Below are 21,665 nucleotides of genomic sequence, written 5' to 3' on the forward strand. Positions count from 1 at the left end.
AGTACCAATTACACTTGAATATTTGAACTGGATTTAAAATCCTTTATTGTTGTTTCTTGTATTTTGGTTTTGTTGTCTTACTATTCTTATTACTTTGAATTTTTGGTTGACTAACGGCTGATATTTTATTCGAAATACGTTTGTTAGTACGCAATAAATCGGTTGTATTCAACAATTCCTCAGAACTGTGTAGTAAGTTCAGTTTCCCATCTGAAAGTTCGTAGAGATGTTCAAAAATAACATCATCTTTAACGGTATCTTTATTCCAACTTAAATAAGACTTTTTCATGTGATTTGCGATAACTTTTACCAACGCATTTTTCATATCACCATCTTCCCATTTATTTGCAACATCAATCATGTACTTGATGTTGTTACCGTAATACCTGTACTTAGGAAAATTTTGTGGGTACTTTAAAACATCTGGCTTAAGCTGTAAAACTTCGCGAGAAGGAATAGGATAAGGCGATTCTACATCTAATTTAAAATCAGACATAATAAAAAGTTGATCCCATAATTTGTGTTGAAAATCTAATACATCACGCAAATGAGGATTCAAACTCCCCATCACTTGTATAATATACTTAGCCGCTTTATTGCGCTCCTCATTATCTTCAATAGCAGTAGCTTGATCGATCAATTTTTGTAAATGACGGCCATATTCTGGAATAATTAAGTGTGACCTTTCGGCGTTATATTCCAAATGATGCACAACATCATTCGCATTTTCTTTTGTATATTTTGAATTCATATTCGAATTTTAATTAGAAGAAACATAGCAGTCAAAAGCTATTGATAAATAAGAGTGCTTTAAGCTAAAAAAACATCTTTAAAGTGAGACAACACCTTCGATTGCAGAGACCTCTTGGTATTTTTGAATGATTTCTTTTGCGCTTTTCATGGTAACATCTACAGATACACTTGTGTATTTACCTGTTTTTGACTTTGTAGTTTTAATTACAGCACCCATACAATCAAATGCAAGTGCTACTCGTTCTACATTATCTGCAACTGAAGGCACAATAAATTTATATAAATACAAAGCTGGCCATTCATTACTTCTATCCAACTCTGCTTCTAACCTTTCGTAGAATTCTTCGGTTTTCTTATCCATTTTTTGTAAAAAATTAAAGCAAAGATACATTTTCAAACGCAAAATATGAATTCTCAAATATGAAATTTTATTAAATCGATAAATTTTATGTCTATCGTTTTTCAATTCCCGATAAGTTTGAGTAAGTTTGCGCCTTATTTCCAAAAAGTGCATAAAGAAATCATCATAATTATCGGCGGTCCTGGAACAGGAAAAAGTACTCTTATTGACGGATTAGTAGCTAAAGGTTATTGCTGCTATCCCGAAATTTCAAGAGAAGTAACACTAGAAGCTAAAAAACAAGGTATCGAACAATTGTTCTTAGAAAAACCTTTACTTTTTAGTGAGTTACTACTCGAAGGAAGAAAAAAACAATTCATAAGTGCTCAAAACGAACCTCATGAAGTAGTATTTATTGATCGCGGAATACCAGATGTTCTTGCCTACATGCATTACATTGGCGACAGCTACCCTGCCTCATTTGATGATATTTGTAAAGAATACAAATACTCTAAAATATTTATCTTGCCACCGTGGGAAGAAATTTATGTAAGTGATGACGCTCGTTACGAAAATTACGAGCAAGCCAAATTAATTCAAAATCACTTGATCGAAACTTATGAAGGTTACGGTTATAACTTAATTGAAGTACCTAAAGACACTGTGGATAACAGAATTCTTTTTATATTAGATAAAATTTCTGGGTAATTACGGCAATTAATTCGATGTAAAATACTTTTCTTACCCTTCAGAATACAAAATTCAAAATTATAATGAATGTCTGAAGCACTAAAGATTCTTCAAAAATATTGGAAACACCAAGAATTTCGACCATTACAGAGCGACATCATCGATGCTGTTTTAAATGGTCAAGATACTTTTGCATTATTACCAACAGGTGGCGGAAAATCGGTTTGTTTTCAAATCCCTGCCCTGTTACAACCTGGAATTTGTTTAGTTATTTCTCCTTTGATTGCTTTAATGAAGGATCAAGTAGCTAATTTAAACAAGCGAAATATAAAGGCCATTGCTTTAACAGGAGGTATTCGATCAAACGAAATGATCGATCTTTTGGACAATTGCCAATATGGAAATTATAAGTTTTTGTATCTATCGCCAGAGAGATTGCAATCTGACTGGATTTTAGAGAGAATAAAAAGCCTACCTATAAATTTAATTACTATTGATGAAGCGCATTGTGTATCGCAATGGGGTCACGATTTTAGACCTGCGTATTTAAAAATTGCTTTATTAAAGGAACATTTTCCCACAACACCATTTTTAGCTTTAACTGCTACTGCTACCCCAAGAGCTCAAAAAGATATTATAAACGAACTAGGTTTAAAGAATCCACAAATTTTTCAGAAGTCTTTTGCTCGAAAAAATATCGCTTACATGGTATTTCAAACGGAGGATAAACTTTATAGAATCGAACAAATATTAAAAAAGAATCCAGAATCTTCGATAATATATGTTAGAAACAGAAAATCGTGTACTACAATTTCGACTCAGTTAAATGCTTTAGGATTTAAAGCCACTTATTACCATGGTGGGTTAAGCCCAAAAGAAAAAGATAAAAACATGAATTTGTGGATGCAAGATAAAGCGCAAGTAATTGTCGCAACAAATGCATTTGGAATGGGAATTGACAAGGCAGATGTAAAAACTGTGATTCATATTCAATTACCCGAAAATTTAGAAAATTACTATCAAGAAGCTGGTCGCGCAGGACGTAATGAAAATAAAGCATTTGCAGTCTTACTCACAAACCCATCAGATATTATTCAAGCCGAAAATCAGTTTTTAAATGTTCTTGCAGATAAAACTTTTTTAAATTCGATTTATAAAAAATTGTGTACCTATTTACAAATCGCTTATGGCGAAGGAATAAATGAACAATTTCCTTTCAACCTTAACCATTTTTGTACCAAATATAATTTTCCTGTTTTGAAAACTTATAATGCTTTTCAGTTCTTAGATCGACAGGGAGTGATTGCACTTTCTCAAGAATTTTCAGAAAAAATTAGCCTACAATTTATTATCTCGTCAAAAGAAGTTATTCGATATACTAGTTTAAATCCAAACGACGAAGAAATTATCTTGACTATTTTAAGAACATATCCTGGAATTTGCGAAATGCAAACTGCTTTTAATGTGGTTCTAATCGCTAAAAAATCTCATCACTCAGAAAGCCAAATAACAGCTTTACTTCATAAACTGAAAGAGAAAGAAATTGTTGCTTTTACAGCAAAAGGCAATGATGCAATACTCACATTTAACGAGATTAGGGAAGACGAGCGCACGATTAGCAAAGTGATTAAATACTTAGAAAATCAAAATAAATTAAAAAAAGAGCAATTCACATCTGTTATAAAATATGTTCAAAACGAGCAGGAATGTAAAAACAAAACCATTCTATCTTATTTTGGAGAAATTGTAAGTGAAGATTGTGGCATCTGCTCTTACTGCATTACCAAAAAAAGCAAAAAATCAAATTCGCTCACTTTGTCTGCAGAAATAATCAGTCATTTAAAACAAAACGAATTAAATTCGAGAGAACTTCAAGTAAAAACTAATGGTAACAGTAACGAAGTTATCTTTGCAATACAAACACTATTAGAAAACGAACAAATAATCATTAAGTCTAACAATAAATACTCCCTAAAATAATAATGGAAAAATTAAAAATTGTATTTATGGGAACCCCAGAATTCGCGGTGGGAATCCTAGATAGTATTGTAAAAAACAATTACGAAGTTGTTGCAGTTATCACTGCAGCAGACAAACCAGCAGGTCGTGGACAAAAATTAAAATTCTCTGCCGTTAAGGAATATGCCGTAGCAAATAACTTAAAATTGCTACAACCAACTAATTTAAAAGATGAAACTTTTATTGAAGAGCTAAGAGCTTTGAATGCCAACTTACATATTGTAGTAGCCTTTAGAATGTTGCCTAAAGTCGTTTGGGACATGCCAAAGCTTGGAACCTTTAATCTTCACGCTTCATTGCTTCCTAATTATAGAGGTGCTGCTCCTATAAATTGGGCAATCATTAATGGCGAAACTAAAACTGGTGTCACCACATTTTTTATCGACGATAAAATTGATACTGGTGCCATTATTTTAAGTGATGAAACTGAAATAGAACCCTTAGAAACAGCCGGGGAATTGCATGATCGTTTACAAGCTTTGGGGTGTGAGACGGTAAATAAAACATTGAAATTAATCGAAAAATCAGAAGCTAATCCAGAGATCCAACAAGAAACTGCCGAGACAAAAACTGCATATAAATTAAATAAAGAAAATTGCAAGATCGATTGGACAAAATCGGCCAAAGAAATTTTCAATCTTATTAGAGGTTTGAGTCCCCATCCTGCAGCTTGGTGCTATCTTACTGATCAGGCAGAGCCGCATTCTATCAAAATATATGAAGCAGAAATAGTTGAAGAGGAACACCGTTTTGAAATTGGTCAACTTTTTTGCACCAAAAAGGAAATGAAGGTTGCAGTAAAAAGCGGCTTCATATTAATTAAGAGTCTTCAGCTTCCAGGTAAAAAAAGAATGAAAATTACTGAATTATTAAACGGAGTAACCTTTTCTGAACACGCCAAACTGCAGTAAAGTCAATAAAATAAGGACTTTGACTAAAACCAAGCTTGTATATTCTGCTTTTATCAACAAATTCAATAAGTTATTAACAAAACAAGGTAAATTAACAGAAAACTCTTGTGTGGTAAGGATTTCCTGCTAAATTTGTTATCGACAATTTTTTTAACCAACAATTAATAACTATTATTATGAACAAATCAGAATTAATCGATGCTATCGCTGCAGACGCAGGAATAACTAAAGCTGCTGCAAAATTAGCTTTAGAATCATTTTTAGGAAACGTAGGTGAGACTTTGAAAAAAGGCGGAAGAGTATCTCTTGTAGGATTTGGATCTTGGTCTGTATCTGCTAGAGCGGCTAGAGACGGTAGAAACCCTCAAACAGGTAAAACAATTCAAATCGCTGCAAAGAATGTTGTAAAATTCAAAGCTGGTGCTGAGTTAGAAGGTGCAGTAAACTAATTAAAGTTTTTGACCTAATAATATAATTAGAAACCCTCTTTTTTGAGGGTTTTTTTATGCACTTTAATTAGTAAAATTCGCTTTTATTAAAAAAATTTCTTAATTTTAATAAAAAAATTGCAGAAAATATGATTTCAGAAACACTCATAAAAGGACAACTGCTTATTTCTGAGCCTTCTATAATTGGAGATTTATCATTTAATAGATCTGTAATTTTGTTGGCTGATCACAATAAGGAGGGCTCTGTAGGCTTTATCATGAATAAACCCTTAAAGTATACCATCAATGATCTTATTCCTGAGATAACCTCAAAGTTTAAAATTTACAATGGCGGACCAGTAGAGCAAGATAATTTGTATTTTATACACAACGTACCCGATTTAATCCCAAATAGTATCGAAATTTCAAATGGTATATATTGGGGCGGAGATTTTGAGTCTACTAAAGACCTGCTAAATACCGGTCAAATTGATAAAGATAACATTCGCTTTTTCTTAGGCTACACCGGTTGGGACATGAATCAATTAGAGACTGAAATGAGCGCAAATTCATGGATTATTACCACTAATAACTATAAAAATAAAATTATAGGAAAGGCAGCAGCCCATTTTTGGAAAGAGCAAATAATTGAATTAGGTGGTGACTACTTGATCTGGTCAAACGCACCAGAAAATCCTTATTTGAATTAACCTGCAATCAATTCATTAAGCAGTGTAGTCAATTCCTGAGCAAGCGTTACAGTAAATTCTTTCTTTCTATATTTTGTTATAGGCTGAATTCCTTTGATAACATTTGTTAAAAATAATTGATCTGCTTTTTGCAAGTCAAATGGAGAAATTATCTCTTCGACAACTGTAAGTTCAGGTAATTTTTTAGCTAGTGCTAAGACTTGTTTACGCATTACACCATTTAAACAACCTTCTGAAACTGGCGGTGTAATCAATTTATTTCCTACAAGCATGAAGATATTTCCTTGAATAGCTTCTACAACATTTTTAGTATCATTTAGCAAGATACAGTTATCAAGACCGTTCTCACTAGCGTAGATACTTGCTGTAACGTTTAGCAATTTATTAGTTGACTTAATAGATGAAAGCAATTGCTTAGTAATGTAAAAATCTTTAAATAAATCGACTTCGTATGTATTATTATTGGTCTTATACGATATCTCTTCTAAGGCAGTCGCATGAATAAGGTACGAAACATCATTAGTTACGGGCAAATAATAGCCACCATCATTTCTAAACATTGTTATTCTGGCACGAGAAGATTGAACTAAATTATTTCTTTTAACCAAAGATAAAATTTGCTCTTCAAAAAATTCCATGGTGAAGTTCATCGGAATTTCCATTCTTACTACTCTCATAGAGGCCATTAATCTAAAATAGTGATCTTCTAGAAATAGTATTTTACCATTAACAATTTTCACTGTTTCAAATACACCATCTCCATAAAGGAAAGAGCGATTTTCAGTTAATATATTGCTATCTTTAAGTACGATGTTCCCGTTAAAATTGATCATAAAAAACCCTGAATTTAGTTCAGGGCAAATATAAGTTTAAATATGCAATTTTACTATACAGAACCAATCAGATGTTTTAAATCTGAGATTTGATTTTCCCATAATAATTTTGCCTCATCAATTTCATCTTCTTCAGCAAAATCGACCACCATTATAGATACATCTTTTGTAAGTTCGTCAACAAGAATATGGATTTCAAAAAAATATTCAGTGTCTTTATTTTTGTCATCAACCCATTTGAACTTCACTTTCTCTCCTGATTTTTTTGAAGCTAAACGTGCTTTTTCTTCAGAACCGTCCCAAATAAACGTAAAAAACTCACCACGTGAATTCACATTATCAGCAAACCACTCAGACAATCCAGATGGAGTTGCAATATATTGATATAATAACTGTGGAGATGAGTTAATTGGAAACTCTATTTCGTAACGTTTTTTCTGGTCCATGAGCGCATTTAATTTTTTTCGAATATATAGAATATAAAGCCTAAAAAAAAATCTTTTTAAATTTATTTTATTTTTTTCAAAAACGCTTGTAAAGACTAATATTATTTATATCTTTGCACCCGCAATCAGGGATGGTTGCAACATTAACCTCTGGCGAGGTAGCTCAGTCGGTTAGAGCGCAGGATTCATAACCCTGAGGTCACGAGTTCAAATCTCGTTCTCGCTACTTGAAATCAACCCTTAAACAGTACTTGTTTAAGGGTTTTTTATTGACATAATATTAAGTCATTATATACTAATAACAGCGCAGAGAATTTATATTCATAACTACGCTCTAGAGTTCATTCGCCGCGGCGAACTCGCTACTTGAAATCAACCCTTAAACAGTACTTGTTTAAGGGTTTTTTATTGACATAATATTAAGTCATTATATACTAATAACAGCGCAGAGAATTTATATTCATAACTACGCTCTAGAGTTCATTCGCCGCGGCGAACTCGCTACTTGAAATCAACCCTTATACAACAATTGTTTAAGGGTTTTTTATTGACATAATATTAAGTCATTATATACTAATAACAGCGCAGAGAATTTATATTCATAACTACGCTCTAGAGTTCATTCGCCGCGGCGAACTCGCTACTTGAAATCAACCCTTAAACAGTACTTGTTTAAGGGTTTTTTATTGACATAATATTAAGTCATTATATACTAATAACAGCGCAGAAAATTTATATTCATAACTATGATTTATAGTTCATTCGCCGCGGCGAACACTCTACTTGAAATCAACCCTTATATAGCAATTGTTTAAGGGTTTTTTATTGACCCGATATTAAGTCATTATATACCAATAACAGTGCAGAAAATTTATATTCATAACTAAGATCTAGAGTTCATTCGCCGCGGCGAACTCACTAATTGAAATCAACCCTTAAACAGCAATTGTTAAAGGATTTTTTACTAATTAAAATTTTTAAAAATCATGCGAAATTTTGTTTTGCTGTGGACTGCATATGCAGGACTAAAAATTAGAAATAGCACGTACTATCTCTAAATTAGAACCTAAGCGTTTTGCTCAAATGCATACGTAATTTGTATAAAAATTAACTCTTCAGTAGTATATCGATACCTATATTTATTTGACGTGAAGTCAAAATTTTATACTTTTGGTAAAGAGCCATTTTTTAAAAAAGAGATGTTCATTAAAACATTTCCAAAACCCTATTTAAAATCACTGCATTATGATAGTTGCTTCACATCAAAAAGGTTGGAAAATTATTAACCAACGTTCCCACGGACTCCTCGCTGCTATGTTAGCCTATCAATATGATATTGATTTGCCCAATGATATTATTGTCCCAACGCTTATTACCATTGCAGAACACGACGACGGTATTGCCGAAACCAAAGAAAATAAAAACCTTACCGACGCTGGTGCCCCAAAACATTTTTTAGCACCAGGCGGTTCAAAAAAAACAGACTTAAAGCAGCATTATAATGTAATGGAAATTGCGACTTCCAAAAGTCAGCTGAATGCACTGCTGACATCAATGCACATGAACTTTATTTTCAGCGGTAAGAAACCAAGTGATGATAAAGAATTGGACACTTTCTTAAAAGACCAAGCTAAAAACCGCAAGGCTATCCTAAACCATTTGGAAATTGACCAAGACTATGCCGAACGTTTATATAGTTTTGTAGAATGGTGCGACGCCTTTTCGCTTCTTATTTGTATGGACAAAATCCAACCCGAAGGTCGAAAAATGGAAATTTCCAAAAATCCGGACGGTATTCTAAATCAAACTTTTTACAAATCCGAAAACGTCATTTCAGTCGAGCCATGGCCTTTTAAAACAAAAACTTTTAAAGTGTTCTATGAATATAAAATCGTAGAACAATTAGAATTCAAATCCATTGAAGAATTTGATGCCGTGTGCTCAAATACGAAAGTACGTCGACAAGAGTTTGTGCTTTCGAAATAACCGGCACTCGTCCTCGTTTACCAGCTCTTTAAATTGTGAACCCAATACTCTTCGATGGTCTCTGACCCCGAAGCCCTATAATTGCTAAGCTACAATAAATTCTCACCTCCAGCTCACTGAGGTAAATTAGAAAGCTGGGAAGTTGGAGACATTCAGAACGGTGCAAATTTGCGCAATAGTAACTAACAGACCTTTTTGAAATTCTAGTTCATAATCACCATTTTTCTTTAATATAAAGTTTAATTATATCTGTCAATGCACTAGATACGCAAATAACCCCACAGTACTAGTTAAGCAACATTTTATAAAACATTTTTGATACCGAAAAAAAATTTGATTAAAGAACACATAGTCGCCTCTGTGCTAAACATGATCAAGCAAAAGAAGATTGCTTACGAGAAGTACACATGTATACTATTTGTACTAGCCAATATCAATTTGAAACTTAATATTGAGTTATTAATGAGAATAGTGCAAAATAAAAAATGCCTCAATATTGAGACATTTTTTAGAAATATAGAATATGTTTTATTTTTTTACACGTACACTCCATTCAAAATCCATTTCAGATACTTGAATACCTTCTTCATTGAGTCCTATTGACTTCATCCAAAATGTTTGCCCCTCGCCTGTTGCAATAGTTTCTTTAATCGCGGCTTCAATAAGATGTCCGTCTTTGCAAATAAAATTAATTCTTCCAGTTGCTTTTTTAGAAAAGTTTCCCTTGTTATTAGCTACAAGCATTGATATCTTGCGACCACTTTTTTGAATTTGGTACATAACAAGCGCACCAGTTGTTAATTCGGCTGCCATTGCTTGAACTGCAAAGTACATCGAGTTAAAGGGATTTTGATTGATCCAACGATGTTTTACAGATACCACGCATTTGCTTTCGTTTATTTCCTTTACTCTCACTCCTGAGATATAAGCTGATGGTAATTTAAATAGTAAAAATTTATTAAGTTTTGAGGCTGTAAGAATCATTATCGTTGGTTTTTTTGCTAATCTACAAAAAAATACTATGCGTACATATAATTTTTTATTGTTAAATAAATGTTAACATATGGTACTATGCGATACAAGATACTGTCTTTTAACCATATATTTGCATAAGAGATTACCGCACACTATCAATTTATATAATTAACCGGAGTTTCAATCATCAATCAACTTTTAATCAATCAAAATCAAATCATTATGGTACTGCAGTCAGAAAAGAATACCGCAACATTTATCCACCTAAGTTTATTAACTAAATATTTTATCCCTTTTGGTAATTACTTATTTCCCATTATACTTTGGAATCTAAAAAAAGACAAGTCTGAATACATAGACCACAATGCCAAGCAAGCATTAAATTATCAATTGAGTTTGCTCCTTTATGTAGTGGTTCTACTTATGATTGCTGTTCCCTGCATCCTTGCTACAGTTTTCAACAATATTGCCTTTAATACCCTAATTACTGATCATGCTTTAAATATTACTAGGTTTGACTTTTCAGGGAATATAGGTTTAATTACCACTGGATTTGTTGCCTTGTTTTTAATAGCGATGATAAAAATTACTGAGTTCTTTTTTATTATTTACGCCGCAGTAAAAACTTCTAACTTAGAAAATTTTAAATACCCACTGACTATCCCTTTCATAAAATAATCAAGAAAACCTGATAAATACCACTAATCATCAAATCAATCAAAGAATGAACAGTTTAATCCAAAAACAAAGAAAAAATTATGAACATTGAAAACACAAAAGCCCAAATGCGCAAAGGTGTTCTTGAGTTTTGCATCTTATCTGTATTAAAAGAAAAAGACGCTTATACATCAGAAATATTAGACACTTTAAAAAACGCAAAATTATTAGTAGTTGAGGGAACCATATACCCACTATTAACTCGATTAAAAAATGATGGATTACTCAGCTATCGCTGGGAAGAATCGACTTCAGGACCACCAAGAAAATACTATGGTCTTACAGAAGTAGGTCAGACATTTTTAACAGAACTAAGTGGCACCTGGACAGAACTATCCGATGCTGTAAATTTAATAACCAACCAAAAGAAATAGCCATGAACAAGACAGTAAATATAAATTTAGGAGGAATGTTTTTTCATATAGATGAAGATGCTTATCAAAAACTGAGTCGTTACTTCGATGCTATAAAAAGTTCGCTATCAAATTCGTCTGGTAAGGACGAAATTATCAAAGATATTGAGATGCGTGTGTGTGAATTATTAACTGAAAAGCAAATTAACCCTAATCAAGTTGTAAGCGTTAAAGATGTTGATGAAGTCATTGCTGTAATGGGACAACCTGAGGATTACATCATTGAAGATGATTACACGACACAGCAAAATTTTAATCAAGAAAGTTATTCTTCAAAATCTAGAAAACTTTACCGTGATACAGATGGTGGAATGATTGGTGGTGTATTGGCTGGTCTAGGACACTACTTTGGAATAGATAAAGTTTGGTTGCGTGTGATAGTGTTGTTACTCGTTTTTGCTTTTGGTACTGGAATTCTAGCTTACTTAATTTTATGGGTAGTAATGCCTGAAGCGAGAACAACTTCTGAAAAATTAGAAATGCACGGTGAGCCTGTTAACATTTCGAACATCGAAAAAAAAGTTAGAGAAGAATTTGACAATGTTTCTGATAAATTCAAAAACGTAGATTACGATAAATACGGAAATCAAATTAAATCAGGAGCTAATAGAATAGGAAGTACTTTCAGTGATATTTTAATGACCGTATTTAATGTTTTCGCTAAGTTCATGGGCGTGATATTAATAATCTCTGGAATTGCTTTGATAGTAGTATTCTTGATTGGAGTATTAACTCTTGGATCCACTCACTTTAATGATTTTCCTTTTCACCAATTTATCGAAACCGGAAATTTTACTGACTGCCCTATTTGGGTTTTTGGATTAGCATTTTTTCTAGCAGTTGCTATTCCAGCATTTTTCTTGATTTTATTAGGTTTTAAATTAGTTTCTCCCAACTTAAAATCTATCGGGAACATTGCCAAATATTCTTTATTGGCTTTATGGATTATCGCTATCGCTTTGCTTATTTCGATAGGAATCAATCAAGCTTCAGCTTTTGCAAACGATGGTAGAGTGGTGAAAAAACAAAACATAGCATTACAAAGCATCGACACTTTAAAAATTAAATTTGTACACAACGATTACTATGCTAAAAATGTAAACGATAGAACAGAATTTCGCATTACGCAAGACTCTTTAGGCAACGATGTGATTTATTCGAATGAAGTTCGTTTTAGAATCGAAAGCACTGATAGTAAAATAGCTTATGTACAAATAGAAAAGGAAGCTAAAGGAAAATCATTATCTGAAGCTAAGAAAAGAGCCAACCAAATAAGATACAAATACCAATTAATTGGAAATCAACTTGTTTTTGACAACTATCTGCTTACTGATATTTCGAACAAATTTAGAGATCAAGAAATCGAAATCACTTTATTTTTACCAGTGGGAACCGTTTTTAAAGTTGACAAAAGCGCAAAAAACTACGACAGATCAAATGACGAATTTTTCGATCTTAATGAAAGTTCCGATAGATATACTTATAAAGTTATAAATTCGAAAGTCCAGTGCCTTGACTGCCCAGCAGATGACTACAACAATGACTATGAAGATGAAGACACTGATGTTGATGTGGACGGTGAAGTTGACATCAGATTAAATGAAGGAGGAAACAATAGTATTTCAATTAATAAAAACGGAATTACCATAAACAACGACACTATTGTAAAGTCTACTACCACAAAACATGAATTGAGAATAAATAAAGACGGAATCATTATTAAAACCAAATAACCATGCTAAAAATTATAACCATTATTACCAAATTTATTCTAGTCACACTCGCTGCATTACTAGTAACATCTTGCAACTATTCTGTAAATATGAACGCTGTTAAAGGAAGCGGGAATGTTACTACAGAGATACGTAGTATTAATGAAGATTTTAACTCGATAGACGTAAGCAATGCAATTGATGTCATCATAGAACAAGCAGATACCTATGAAGTTAAAGTTGAAGCTGATGACAACTTACATGATAAAATCAAGATTGAAGTAGAAAACGGAGTTCTAGTAATTAGCTCTGACGATAGTTCGTTTATGGATGTAAGCGCTAAAAAAGTATTTGTAAAAATGCCTTTAATAGAAGACTTACACGCATCATCCTCGGCTACGATTAAAGGTAGTAAAGTACTTAAATCTAACGCAATAGACATAAGTAGTTCTAGCGCCGCAGAAATTAGCGTTAATATTGAGTCTGACAATGTAAAATGTGAGTCTAGTAGTGGCAGTGACATTTATCTAGAAGGCTTAGCACTGTCACTTGAGGCTACAGCTAGCAGTGGTAGCGAAATTAATGCTGCGGATTTGCCTGCAAATAAAGTTACCGCCAAGGCTTCTAGCGGAGCAACTATTAAAGTGCAACCTATTTTAAGTTTGAAAGCAAAGGCATCAAGTGGTAGTGATATTACCTATGTTAAAACGCCAAAAACTATTGAGAAAAAAGAGAGCTCTGGAGCAAATATCTCTAAGGAATAGCACTTTCCAGCTCATTTATCAAGAAATCATCCATAAATCATGGATGGTTTTTTATATTTGTAGCAACTCTAATTAAAATCAAATAATGAAAAAATTCACAGTAGTCTTACTCTTAAGCTTTGTAACATTTATAGGATCTGCTCAAAAAAGCGAAAAGATTAAAGGATCGCGCAATGTTACCACAGAGTCAAAAAATAGCGTTGATTTTAATTTACTGGAAGTAGATGACAACTTAGAAGTGTACCTACAACTCGGTGAAAATACTGCAATAAAAGTAGAAGCAGATGATAACTTGCAAGATGTAATCGAAATTACCTCTAATGGTAAGGCGCTATACATCCACACTACAAAAGATGTAACTCGATACAAAAAAATGATTGTTCGCATCACCTACACAAGCGAATTGAATAAAATAATTGCAAGAGGAAAAAGTGAAATTAACGTCATTCAAGGAATTATTGTAGATACATTAAATGTGCGTACTTATGATAAATCAAAAATGTTTATGAATGCCACTGTAAGTAACTTTACTTTAGAAGGTGATGACAAATCTACTACAGAATTAAACCTTAAATCTATAAACTCAAAAATTGTAATGAGCAAGGATAGCGAAATAAAAGCATTGATAAACGCCACCGACCTTACATGTGATTTGTACCAAAATGCTTCTGCTAAAATTGAAGGTGATGCTGCAAATGGAACGATTAGAGTTGATAATGGATCAAAGTTAACTGCTGATAAACTGAATATTAAAAAACTTACAATTTTATCTGAAGGATCTTCAGTAGCCGTTATTAATGCTTTAGAAACTGTCGCTATCGAAGCTTACAACAAATCAGAGATTGATCTTTACGGAAATGCAAAAATAGATTTACGTAATCTAACCGAAGAAGCTAAGTTAATTAAAAAGATGAAGTAATATTCTTTTATATATTAGAAAGCCCCATTTACTATTGTGTAAATGGGGCTTTCTTTATAATAACAAGTTAGAGCATTACTCTCTTGAAGCTAAGTATCTTTCAGCATCTAGTGCAGCCATACAACCTGTACCTGCAGCAGTAATTGCTTGACGATACACGTGATCTGCAGCATCTCCTGCCACAAATACACCAGCTACATTTGTTCTAGAAGTACCTGGTACACTTACGATGTAACCTGTTTCATCAAGTGTAATATAGTCCTTGAAAATGTCTGTGTTTGGCTTATGACCAATAGCAACAAAGAATCCTGTTACTGGAATTTCATAAGTCTCTTCGGTAGTTTTATTTAAAACTTCAACTCCCGTTACTACCTGCTCATCTCCTAAAACTCTAAGAGTGTCATGGTTTAATAAAATGGTAATATTTTCTGTCTTACGTACGCGTTCTTCCATGATTTTAGAAGCTCTAAATTTTTCGCTACGCACTAACATTGTTACCTTTTTACATAATTTAGAAAGGTAATGTGCTTCCTCACAAGCCGAATCTCCTGCACCTACTATCACAACTTCTTGGTTTCTATAAAAGAATCCGTCGCAAACAGCACAAGCAGAAACTCCTCCACCCATTTGTAAATAGTGTTGCTCAGAAGCTAATCCTAAATATTTAGCTGAAGCTCCTGTCGAAATAATTACCGTTTCGCAATGCAATTCTATCGTGTCATTAATCCATACTTTATGAATATCACCGCTAAAATCTACCTTTGTAGCCCAACCGTCACGTACATCAGTACCAAAACGCTGTGCTTGCTCCTGCAACTGCACCATCATTTCTGGCCCTGTAATTCCAATTGGGTTCCCTGGCCAGTTTTCTACCTCATTAGTAGTAGTTAATTGACCACCTGGTTGCATTCCTTGATATAATACTGGATTCATGTTTGCTCTAGCAGCATAAATAGCCGCTGTATACCCAGCAGGTCCTGAACCTATGATAAGACATTTTATTTTTTCAATAGTATGTGACATAATCTTGTTTTTATTAGAAATTTGATAGTACAAATGTAGTTTTTTAATGAAAATTAAACACATAAAAACATCAATTTTAGCTATTTGAAAATAATCGCATTCTATTTTTATCGAATGCTTGGAAAACTAAATAAATGTTATATCTTTGCATCCGAATTACGGGGTGTAGCGTAGCTCGGTTATCGCGCCTGCTTTGGGAGCAGGAGGCCGCAGGTTCGAATCCTGCCACCCCGACAAAAGTCTTTTCATTTATTTGAAAAGACTTTTTTGTTTTATAATTATTTTTAAAAATAGCTTATCCAATATTATAGTAAGCACGCAGTATATGACTACTAGTAATTTTAAAACGCTGGTATTCGAAATAAAAACTTCTATTTAGTTATTTCGTTTAAACCGATTGTAGAAATTCTACTACTTCAAAAGTTCACTTCAAGCTCAGCTGCTTTATTTTCGAAAAAAAATATAGAACTCCACAGTTCATGATGTAAAAGCAGAAACATATAGGACATCTACTGTACTAAAACGAGATTGTCAATTTAAGTATTCTCACATTGGAAAACACAATCAAAAGTCATCGAATCAGCGTTTAGCAAATGTTAACAAAATAGATTTTTAGAAACCATAATAAATTGTATTTTTACGGTTCAAAATTTATAAAAACACATGGGTAAAATCATTGCAATTGCTAATCAAAAAGGAGGAGTAGGAAAGACTACAACATCAGTAAATCTAGCTGCTTCCCTGGGCGTATTAGAGAAAAAAGTATTACTCATAGATGCTGACCCTCAAGCAAATGCCAGCTCAGGATTAGGCATTGATGTCGAAAATGTCGAGATAGGAACCTATCAAATTCTCGAGCATAGTAATACTCCTAAAGAGGCTATTATTAAATGTAGCGCTCCTAATGTAGATGTTATTCCTGCACATATTGACCTTGTAGCTATCGAAATAGAATTGGTAGACAAAGAAAATAGAGAATACATGCTTAAAAAAGCATTAGAAAGCGTGAAAGATGATTATGATTTTATCATTATTGATTGTGCCCCTTCTCTTGGATTGCTAACATTAAATGCATTGACAGCTGCAAATTCTGTAGTTATTCCTATTCAATGCGAATACTTCGCTCTTGAAGGTTTAGGAAAGTTATTAAATACAATTAAAAGTATTCAAAAAATCCATAATCCCGATCTAGACATCGAAGGATTGTTATTGACGATGTACGACTCAAGACTGCGATTATCAAATCAAGTAGTTGAAGAAGTTCAAAAACATTTTAATGATATGGTTTTTGAAACTATCATACAGCGTAATGTAAAACTTAGTGAAGCACCTAGTTTTGGTGAAAGTATTATCAATTATGACGCTACAAGTAAAGGAGCAATAAACTACTTGCACCTAGCTCAAGAAATAATAAAGAAAAACAGCAAATAGTTTTATGGCAAAAGCAATTAAAAAACAAGCCTTAGGTAGAGGATTATCAGCATTATTAAAAGATCCTGAAAACGATATTCAATCAGTTGATGATAAAAATGCTGACAAGGTTGTTGGGAATATTATTGAGCTTGAAATTAGTGCTATTGAGATAAACCCGTTCCAACCTAGAAGCAATTTCAACGAGGATTCGTTAAAGGAATTAGCAATATCTATTAAGGAATTAGGAGTTATTCAACCAATCACTGTTCGTAAATTAGATTACAACAAATTTCAATTAATATCAGGAGAGCGACGTTTACGCGCTTCCACTTTAGTAGGATTAACAACGGTTCCTGCTTACATAAGAATTGCTAACGATAACGAATCACTAGTAATGGCGTTAGTTGAAAATATTCAACGTCACGACTTAGACCCTATCGAAATCGCACTGTCTTACCAGCGATTAATGGATGAAATCCAATTGACACAGGAGCAAGTAAGTGATCGTGTAGGTAAAAAAAGATCCACAATTGCAAATTACCTCCGTCTTTTAAAATTAGATCCTATCATTCAAACAGGAATTAGAGATGGTTTTATAAGCATGGGACATGGTCGTGCAATCATAAATGTGGAGGATTTAGACAAACAAACAGATATCTATCACAAAATTGTGAGTGAGAATCTATCTGTTCGTGACACTGAAGCATTGGTAAAAAGTTACCAAGAAAGCTTAAAACCTAAAGCAGCTCAAAAAGCTAAAGTAGCCTCTTTCACTGTTGATGAGAGTGAAAAAAATGCTTTCAATAGTTATTTTGGAAATAAAGTGGACGTAAAGGTGGCTGGCAATGGAAAAGGAAAAATCACCATTCCGTTTCAATCTGAACAAGATTATCAAAGAATACTCGAATTAATTAAAAAATAAGTGAAGCAATTACTTTATATAGGATTTTGTATTCTTCTTTTAAATACTACAACCGTATTTGCTCAGGCAACTACGGCTGTACCTAATGTGACTGTCAAGGACACTTTAAAATCTACAAGCAACGATATAGATCCCTTAACACCTGCAAAAGCAGCCTTTTTTTCTGCAATATTGCCAGGATTAGGTCAGGCGTATAATAAAAAGTATTGGAAGATTCCTTTGGTCTATGGCGCTATGGGAACGAGTTTGTACTTTTATTTAGATAGCAATAAAAAATACCATCAATATAGAGATGCTTATAAAAGAAGGTTAGAAGGCTACAGTGATGATGATTTGTCTTATCTAGATGATAGCCGACTTATAGCTGCACAAAAAGTGTATCAACGCAATAGAGATTTATCTGGCCTATTCGTAATAGGCTTCTATGTTTTAAATATCATTGATGCCAATGTTGACGCTGCTTTAATCCAGTTTAATGTAGATGAAAATTTAACCGTTAGACCACTTATTTATCCTAACGATGTAACATTTAAGGCAAACGTAGGTCTAACTCTTAATTACAGTTTCTAAAAACAAGAGACTAACAACATCTATTTACTTTTAAAATTATCTAATAAAATATCACATGAAAATTGCGCTTTTAGGATACGGCAAGATGGGTCAAGTAATTGAACGAATTGCAATAGAAAGAGGACACGAGATTGTTTTAAAGAAAGATCAAGATAACGATTACAGCGGCTTAGAAAATGCTGATGTAGCTATAGATTTTAGCGTGCCATCTGCAGCTGTTGAAAATATTTCAAACTGTTTTAAAACTAACGTTCCTGTAATATCGGGGACAACTGGGTGGCTGGAACATTATGACGAAATGGTAAAATTATGTACTGATACTAATGGTGCATTTATATCAAGTTCTAATTTTAGTTTAGGAGTTAATGTTTTTTTCGAAATCAATGCTTACTTGGCCAAAATGATGGCAAAACTAGATAGTTATAAAGTGACGATGGAAGAAATTCATCACACTCAAAAACTGGATGCTCCAAGCGGAACTGCTATTTCACTAGCAAAAGGAATTATCGAAAACAGTTCTTATACCGAATGGACCTTAGAAAATCCATCTGAAAAGCAAATCAAAATCGACGCAAAGAGAATAGGAACTGTGCCAGGAACGCACACTGTAGATTACAGTTCAGAGGTAGATTCTATCGAAATAAAACATACTGCAAATAATCGTGAAGGTTTTGCACTTGGTGCAGTTATCGCTGCAGAATGGATTATTGGAAAGCATGGAATCTTTGATATGAAAGACGTTTTAGATTTAAAATAAAAACAACATTACTATTCGGTTCTACGTACTTTTCTAAAAACCGATTATAATCAACAAATAAAAGTTATGACACTATATCAATGGTTTGTGTTTTTCTTATTAGTTCAAATTGTGCATTTCCTAGGAACTTGGAAACTGTATGAAGCAGCTGGTAGAAAACGTTGGGAAGCAGCGGTACCCGTTTACAATGCAATAGTATTAATGAAAATTATTAATAGACCCACATGGTGGACATTTTTACTTTTTATTCCAGTAATCAATTTGATTATTTTTCCTGTTGTTTGGATTGAGACTATCCGTAGTTTTGGGAGAAAATCTGCATTAGATACATTCTTAGTATTAGTAACTTTTGGATTGTACATTTATTACATTAATTATACGCAACCATTGACGCACATTCCAGACAGGAGTTTGCATCCACAAAATAAAACAGCAGATACTGTTAGCTCATTTTTATTTGCTATTGTTGTCGCTACCTTTGTGCACACCTATTTTGTACAACCCTTTACAATACCATCTCCTTCATTAGAAAAGTCCTTATTAGTTGGTGATTTCTTATTTGTAAGTAAAATAAATTATGGTGCTAGAGTTCCTATGACCACTGTGGCTTTGCCAATGGTTCATGACTCGATACCGGGTACAAAGAAAAAATCATACTTAAAATGGCCTGAGTTACCCTATTTTAGATTACCTGGAGTAGAAGACATTAAACGTACCGACATTGTAGTGTTTAACTGGCCTGTTGATACGGTGCATTATTTCTTTGAACCTAAAGGAAACCCCGGTGTTATCAAACCTGTTGATAAAAAGTCCAATTACGTTAAAAGATGTGTTGGTGTTCCTGGAGATAGCTTGTCTATCAAAGACGGACTAGTTTATATCGATGGAAAATTATTAGAACTGCCTGAACGCGCAAAGCCACAATATGCTTATAAAGTAGCCGTAGATGGGAAAACAAACATTGATTTTGAATATTTGTTAAAACAAATGGACGTTACAGATCCTGTTTATTTTTTAAACAACGATCGTAGAGACACCTTGCTTTTTAGAGCGCTTACAGCAGCATCTGCAGATCAACTAAAAAACACCCCTGGAATTACTGGTGTATTTAGAGAGATTGCAACTGCTCCAGAAGCGGCTGTTTTTCCGCAAGACAACAAATGGAATCAAGATAATTACGGTCCGATTTATATTCCGCAAGAAGGTAAAACAGTGGCATTAAATACTAAATCACTTCCTTATTATGAGAGAATCATAACAGAGTACGAGCGCAAAGATGACGGTTCTAAAAATGACTTAAAGGTAACTGGAAGCGAAATTAGAATAAATGGAGAGGTTGTTTCTAATTATACATTTAAGCAAAATTACTATTGGATGATGGGGGATAACCGCCATAACTCTGAAGATAGTAGATACTGGGGTTTTGTACCAGAAAATCACGTTGTAGGAAAACCAGTTTTTATTTGGATGAGCTGGGATACAAATGGAAAAGGATGGAAAAAAGTGCGTTGGGATCGTGTTTTCACTACTGTTAATGGTGAGGGGCAACCACAATCGTACTTTAAATATTTCTTAATTGCACTTGCTGCTTTCTTTATTGGAGAGTACTTTTGGAAAAAAAGAAAAGAAAACAAAGCTTAAAATTACTAGCACATAAATTATAAAGTCATAAAGCTATTCCTTTTAGAGTGCTTTATGACTTTACTTTTTTTAACAATATTAAACGCAATTAGATGACTACAATTTTGCATCCTACATATTTTCCTTCTATCAGCCATTTTGTAGCAATGGAGCAGGCAGATACTGTCCTATTCGAAGTTGAAGATAATTTCCAAAAGCAAACCAATAGAAACAGAACTTATATCTATAGTCCTAACGGTTTGCAATTATTGAACATTCCGGTTAAGCATAACAAGACCAATCTTCAAAAAACAAAGGAGATTATAATCGATAGCGATTATGACTGGCAAAAACAACATTTTAAATCACTAGAAACTGCGTATAGAGGTTCGCCATTTTACGAATATTTCGAAGATGATTTAAGAAAACTATTCGAAAAGAAACACCATTTTCTATTAGACTTAAATTTTGAAACTTTAGATTTTATCGAAAATTCGTTACGTTACAAATTTGCTCATACAAAAACTACAAGATACGAAGTTGAAATAAATTCCAGTGAAATCACAGACCATAGAATGTTGGTTAATGGTAAAAAAGATCTATCTAGTTTTGAAAGATACATTCAGGTATTTGATGAGAAACACGGATTCTTAAATAATTTAAGCATCCTTGACCTACTGTTTAGCGAAGGAAAATATACTATCGATTACCTTAAAGAACAACAATTATAATGACTGCTTTTCT

At 33.2% G+C, this 21,665-nt stretch carries 23 protein-coding genes and 2 tRNA genes; 19 read left to right on the plus strand and 6 right to left on the minus strand.

Features of this window, described 5'->3' with window-relative positions; all coding sequences use genetic code 11:
- Positions 1-43: 43 nt before the first annotated feature.
- Both H603_RS0101070 and H603_RS0101075 read right to left on the minus strand, forming a co-directional pair.
- On the minus strand, positions 44-751 hold the full coding sequence (locus tag H603_RS0101070; protein WP_026706848.1) for a DUF4290 domain-containing protein: 708 nt from the start codon (positions 749-751) through the stop codon (positions 44-46).
- Positions 752-829: 78 nt separating this feature from the next.
- Positions 830-1,114, minus strand: coding sequence for a DUF493 family protein (locus tag H603_RS0101075; protein WP_026706849.1), 285 nt, complete (start codon positions 1,112-1,114; stop codon positions 830-832).
- 87 nt (positions 1,115-1,201) lie between these two features.
- Here H603_RS0101075 and H603_RS0101080 point away from each other — a divergent pair, with 87 nt between their 5' ends.
- The 5 genes from H603_RS0101080 to H603_RS0101100 all read left to right on the plus strand — a co-directional run bounded on the left by H603_RS0101080 (position 1,202) and on the right by H603_RS0101100 (position 5,851).
- On the plus strand, positions 1,202-1,801 hold the full coding sequence (locus tag H603_RS0101080) for an AAA family ATPase (protein ID WP_245576069.1): 600 nt from the start codon (positions 1,202-1,204) through the stop codon (positions 1,799-1,801).
- A 69-nt stretch (positions 1,802-1,870) separates the two neighbouring features.
- Entirely contained in the window at positions 1,871-3,763 is a 1,893-nt protein-coding gene (locus tag H603_RS0101085; RefSeq protein ID WP_026706851.1) for a RecQ family ATP-dependent DNA helicase, read from the plus strand.
- A gap of 2 nt (positions 3,764-3,765) precedes the next feature.
- Positions 3,766-4,713, plus strand: coding sequence for a methionyl-tRNA formyltransferase (fmt, locus tag H603_RS0101090; protein WP_026706852.1), 948 nt, complete (start codon positions 3,766-3,768; stop codon positions 4,711-4,713).
- Positions 4,714-4,889: 176 nt separating this feature from the next.
- Complete coding sequence (locus H603_RS0101095; RefSeq protein WP_026706853.1) at positions 4,890-5,162, plus strand: HU family DNA-binding protein; 273 nt, start codon at positions 4,890-4,892, stop codon at positions 5,160-5,162.
- Between the two features lie 128 nt (positions 5,163-5,290).
- Positions 5,291-5,851, plus strand: a complete 561-nt coding sequence (locus tag H603_RS0101100; RefSeq protein ID WP_026706854.1) for a YqgE/AlgH family protein — start codon at positions 5,291-5,293, stop codon at positions 5,849-5,851.
- Here the strand turns inward: H603_RS0101100 and H603_RS0101105 are convergent.
- Entirely contained in the window at positions 5,848-6,684 is an 837-nt protein-coding gene (locus H603_RS0101105; protein ID WP_026706855.1) for an aminotransferase class IV, read from the minus strand. The two genes, H603_RS0101100 and H603_RS0101105, sit on opposite strands and share 4 nt — an antisense overlap.
- A 53-nt stretch (positions 6,685-6,737) precedes the next feature.
- Positions 6,738-7,130: an START-like domain-containing protein gene (locus tag H603_RS0101110; RefSeq protein ID WP_026706856.1), complete on the minus strand. Its 393-nt coding sequence runs from the start codon at positions 7,128-7,130 to the stop codon at positions 6,738-6,740.
- Between the two features lie 152 nt (positions 7,131-7,282).
- On the opposite strand from H603_RS0101110, the gene H603_RS0101115 reads away from it, so the two are divergent.
- Both H603_RS0101115 and H603_RS16215 read left to right on the plus strand, forming a co-directional pair.
- A tRNA-Met gene (locus H603_RS0101115) sits at positions 7,283-7,356 on the plus strand.
- Positions 7,357-8,375: 1,019 nt separating this feature from the next.
- Positions 8,376-9,116: a DUF3891 family protein gene (locus H603_RS16215; protein WP_051219079.1), complete on the plus strand. Its 741-nt coding sequence runs from the start codon at positions 8,376-8,378 to the stop codon at positions 9,114-9,116.
- A 528-nt stretch (positions 9,117-9,644) separates the two neighbouring features.
- On the opposite strand, the gene H603_RS0101125 is transcribed toward H603_RS16215, so the two are convergent.
- Positions 9,645-10,100, minus strand: a complete 456-nt coding sequence (locus H603_RS0101125) for a DUF4442 domain-containing protein (RefSeq protein WP_026706857.1) — start codon at positions 10,098-10,100, stop codon at positions 9,645-9,647.
- Positions 10,101-10,313: 213 nt separating this feature from the next.
- Here H603_RS0101125 and H603_RS0101130 point away from each other — a divergent pair, with 213 nt between their 5' ends.
- From H603_RS0101130 to H603_RS0101150, 5 genes are all read left to right on the plus strand, one after another.
- A complete protein-coding gene (locus H603_RS0101130; RefSeq protein ID WP_026706858.1) occupies positions 10,314-10,769 on the plus strand; it encodes a DUF4870 domain-containing protein in 456 nt (151 codons plus the stop codon).
- 80 nt (positions 10,770-10,849) lie between these two features.
- A complete protein-coding gene (locus H603_RS0101135) occupies positions 10,850-11,182 on the plus strand; it encodes a PadR family transcriptional regulator (RefSeq protein ID WP_026706859.1) in 333 nt (110 codons plus the stop codon).
- Between the two features lie 2 nt (positions 11,183-11,184).
- Complete coding sequence (locus tag H603_RS0101140; RefSeq protein WP_026706860.1) at positions 11,185-12,954, plus strand: PspC domain-containing protein; 1,770 nt, start codon at positions 11,185-11,187, stop codon at positions 12,952-12,954.
- Between the two features lie 2 nt (positions 12,955-12,956).
- Complete coding sequence (locus tag H603_RS0101145) at positions 12,957-13,697, plus strand: head GIN domain-containing protein (protein ID WP_026706861.1); 741 nt, start codon at positions 12,957-12,959, stop codon at positions 13,695-13,697.
- 85 nt (positions 13,698-13,782) lie between these two features.
- Positions 13,783-14,616, plus strand: a complete 834-nt coding sequence (locus H603_RS0101150; protein WP_026706862.1) for a GIN domain-containing protein — start codon at positions 13,783-13,785, stop codon at positions 14,614-14,616.
- A 75-nt stretch (positions 14,617-14,691) separates the two neighbouring features.
- Here H603_RS0101150 and trxB read toward each other — a convergent pair whose 3' ends face one another.
- A complete protein-coding gene (gene trxB / locus H603_RS0101155) occupies positions 14,692-15,639 on the minus strand; it encodes a thioredoxin-disulfide reductase (protein ID WP_026706863.1) in 948 nt (315 codons plus the stop codon).
- Between the two features lie 159 nt (positions 15,640-15,798).
- Between trxB and H603_RS0101160 the strand changes: the two genes are divergently transcribed.
- The 7 genes from H603_RS0101160 (at position 15,799) to H603_RS0101190 (ending at position 21,652) form a co-directional block, all read left to right on the plus strand.
- Positions 15,799-15,873 (plus strand) — tRNA-Pro (locus tag H603_RS0101160).
- 429 nt (positions 15,874-16,302) lie between these two features.
- Positions 16,303-17,070 (plus strand): ParA family protein, encoded by a 768-nt coding sequence (locus H603_RS0101165; RefSeq protein ID WP_026706864.1) that lies wholly within the window; start codon positions 16,303-16,305, stop codon positions 17,068-17,070.
- Between the two features lie 4 nt (positions 17,071-17,074).
- On the plus strand, positions 17,075-17,974 hold the full coding sequence (locus H603_RS0101170) for a ParB/RepB/Spo0J family partition protein (RefSeq protein ID WP_026706865.1): 900 nt from the start codon (positions 17,075-17,077) through the stop codon (positions 17,972-17,974).
- Positions 17,975-18,544, plus strand: coding sequence for a DUF5683 domain-containing protein (locus H603_RS0101175; RefSeq protein ID WP_051219081.1), 570 nt, complete (start codon positions 17,975-17,977; stop codon positions 18,542-18,544).
- A 55-nt stretch (positions 18,545-18,599) separates the two neighbouring features.
- Entirely contained in the window at positions 18,600-19,301 is a 702-nt protein-coding gene (gene dapB / locus H603_RS0101180; RefSeq protein ID WP_026706867.1) for a 4-hydroxy-tetrahydrodipicolinate reductase, read from the plus strand.
- A gap of 66 nt (positions 19,302-19,367) precedes the next feature.
- A complete protein-coding gene (lepB, locus tag H603_RS0101185) occupies positions 19,368-20,942 on the plus strand; it encodes a signal peptidase I (RefSeq protein ID WP_026706868.1) in 1,575 nt (524 codons plus the stop codon).
- 92 nt (positions 20,943-21,034) lie between these two features.
- The gene (locus H603_RS0101190) at positions 21,035-21,652 is read left to right on the plus strand and encodes a WbqC family protein (RefSeq protein ID WP_026706869.1); all 618 of its coding nucleotides are present in this window, start codon (positions 21,035-21,037) and stop codon (positions 21,650-21,652) included.
- The last annotated feature ends 13 nt before the right edge of the window (positions 21,653-21,665 follow it).

Origin of the sequence: Flavobacterium frigidarium DSM 17623 (assembly GCF_000425505.1) — a bacterium.
Classification (GTDB): Bacteria; Bacteroidota; Bacteroidia; order Flavobacteriales; family Flavobacteriaceae; genus Flavobacterium; species Flavobacterium frigidarium.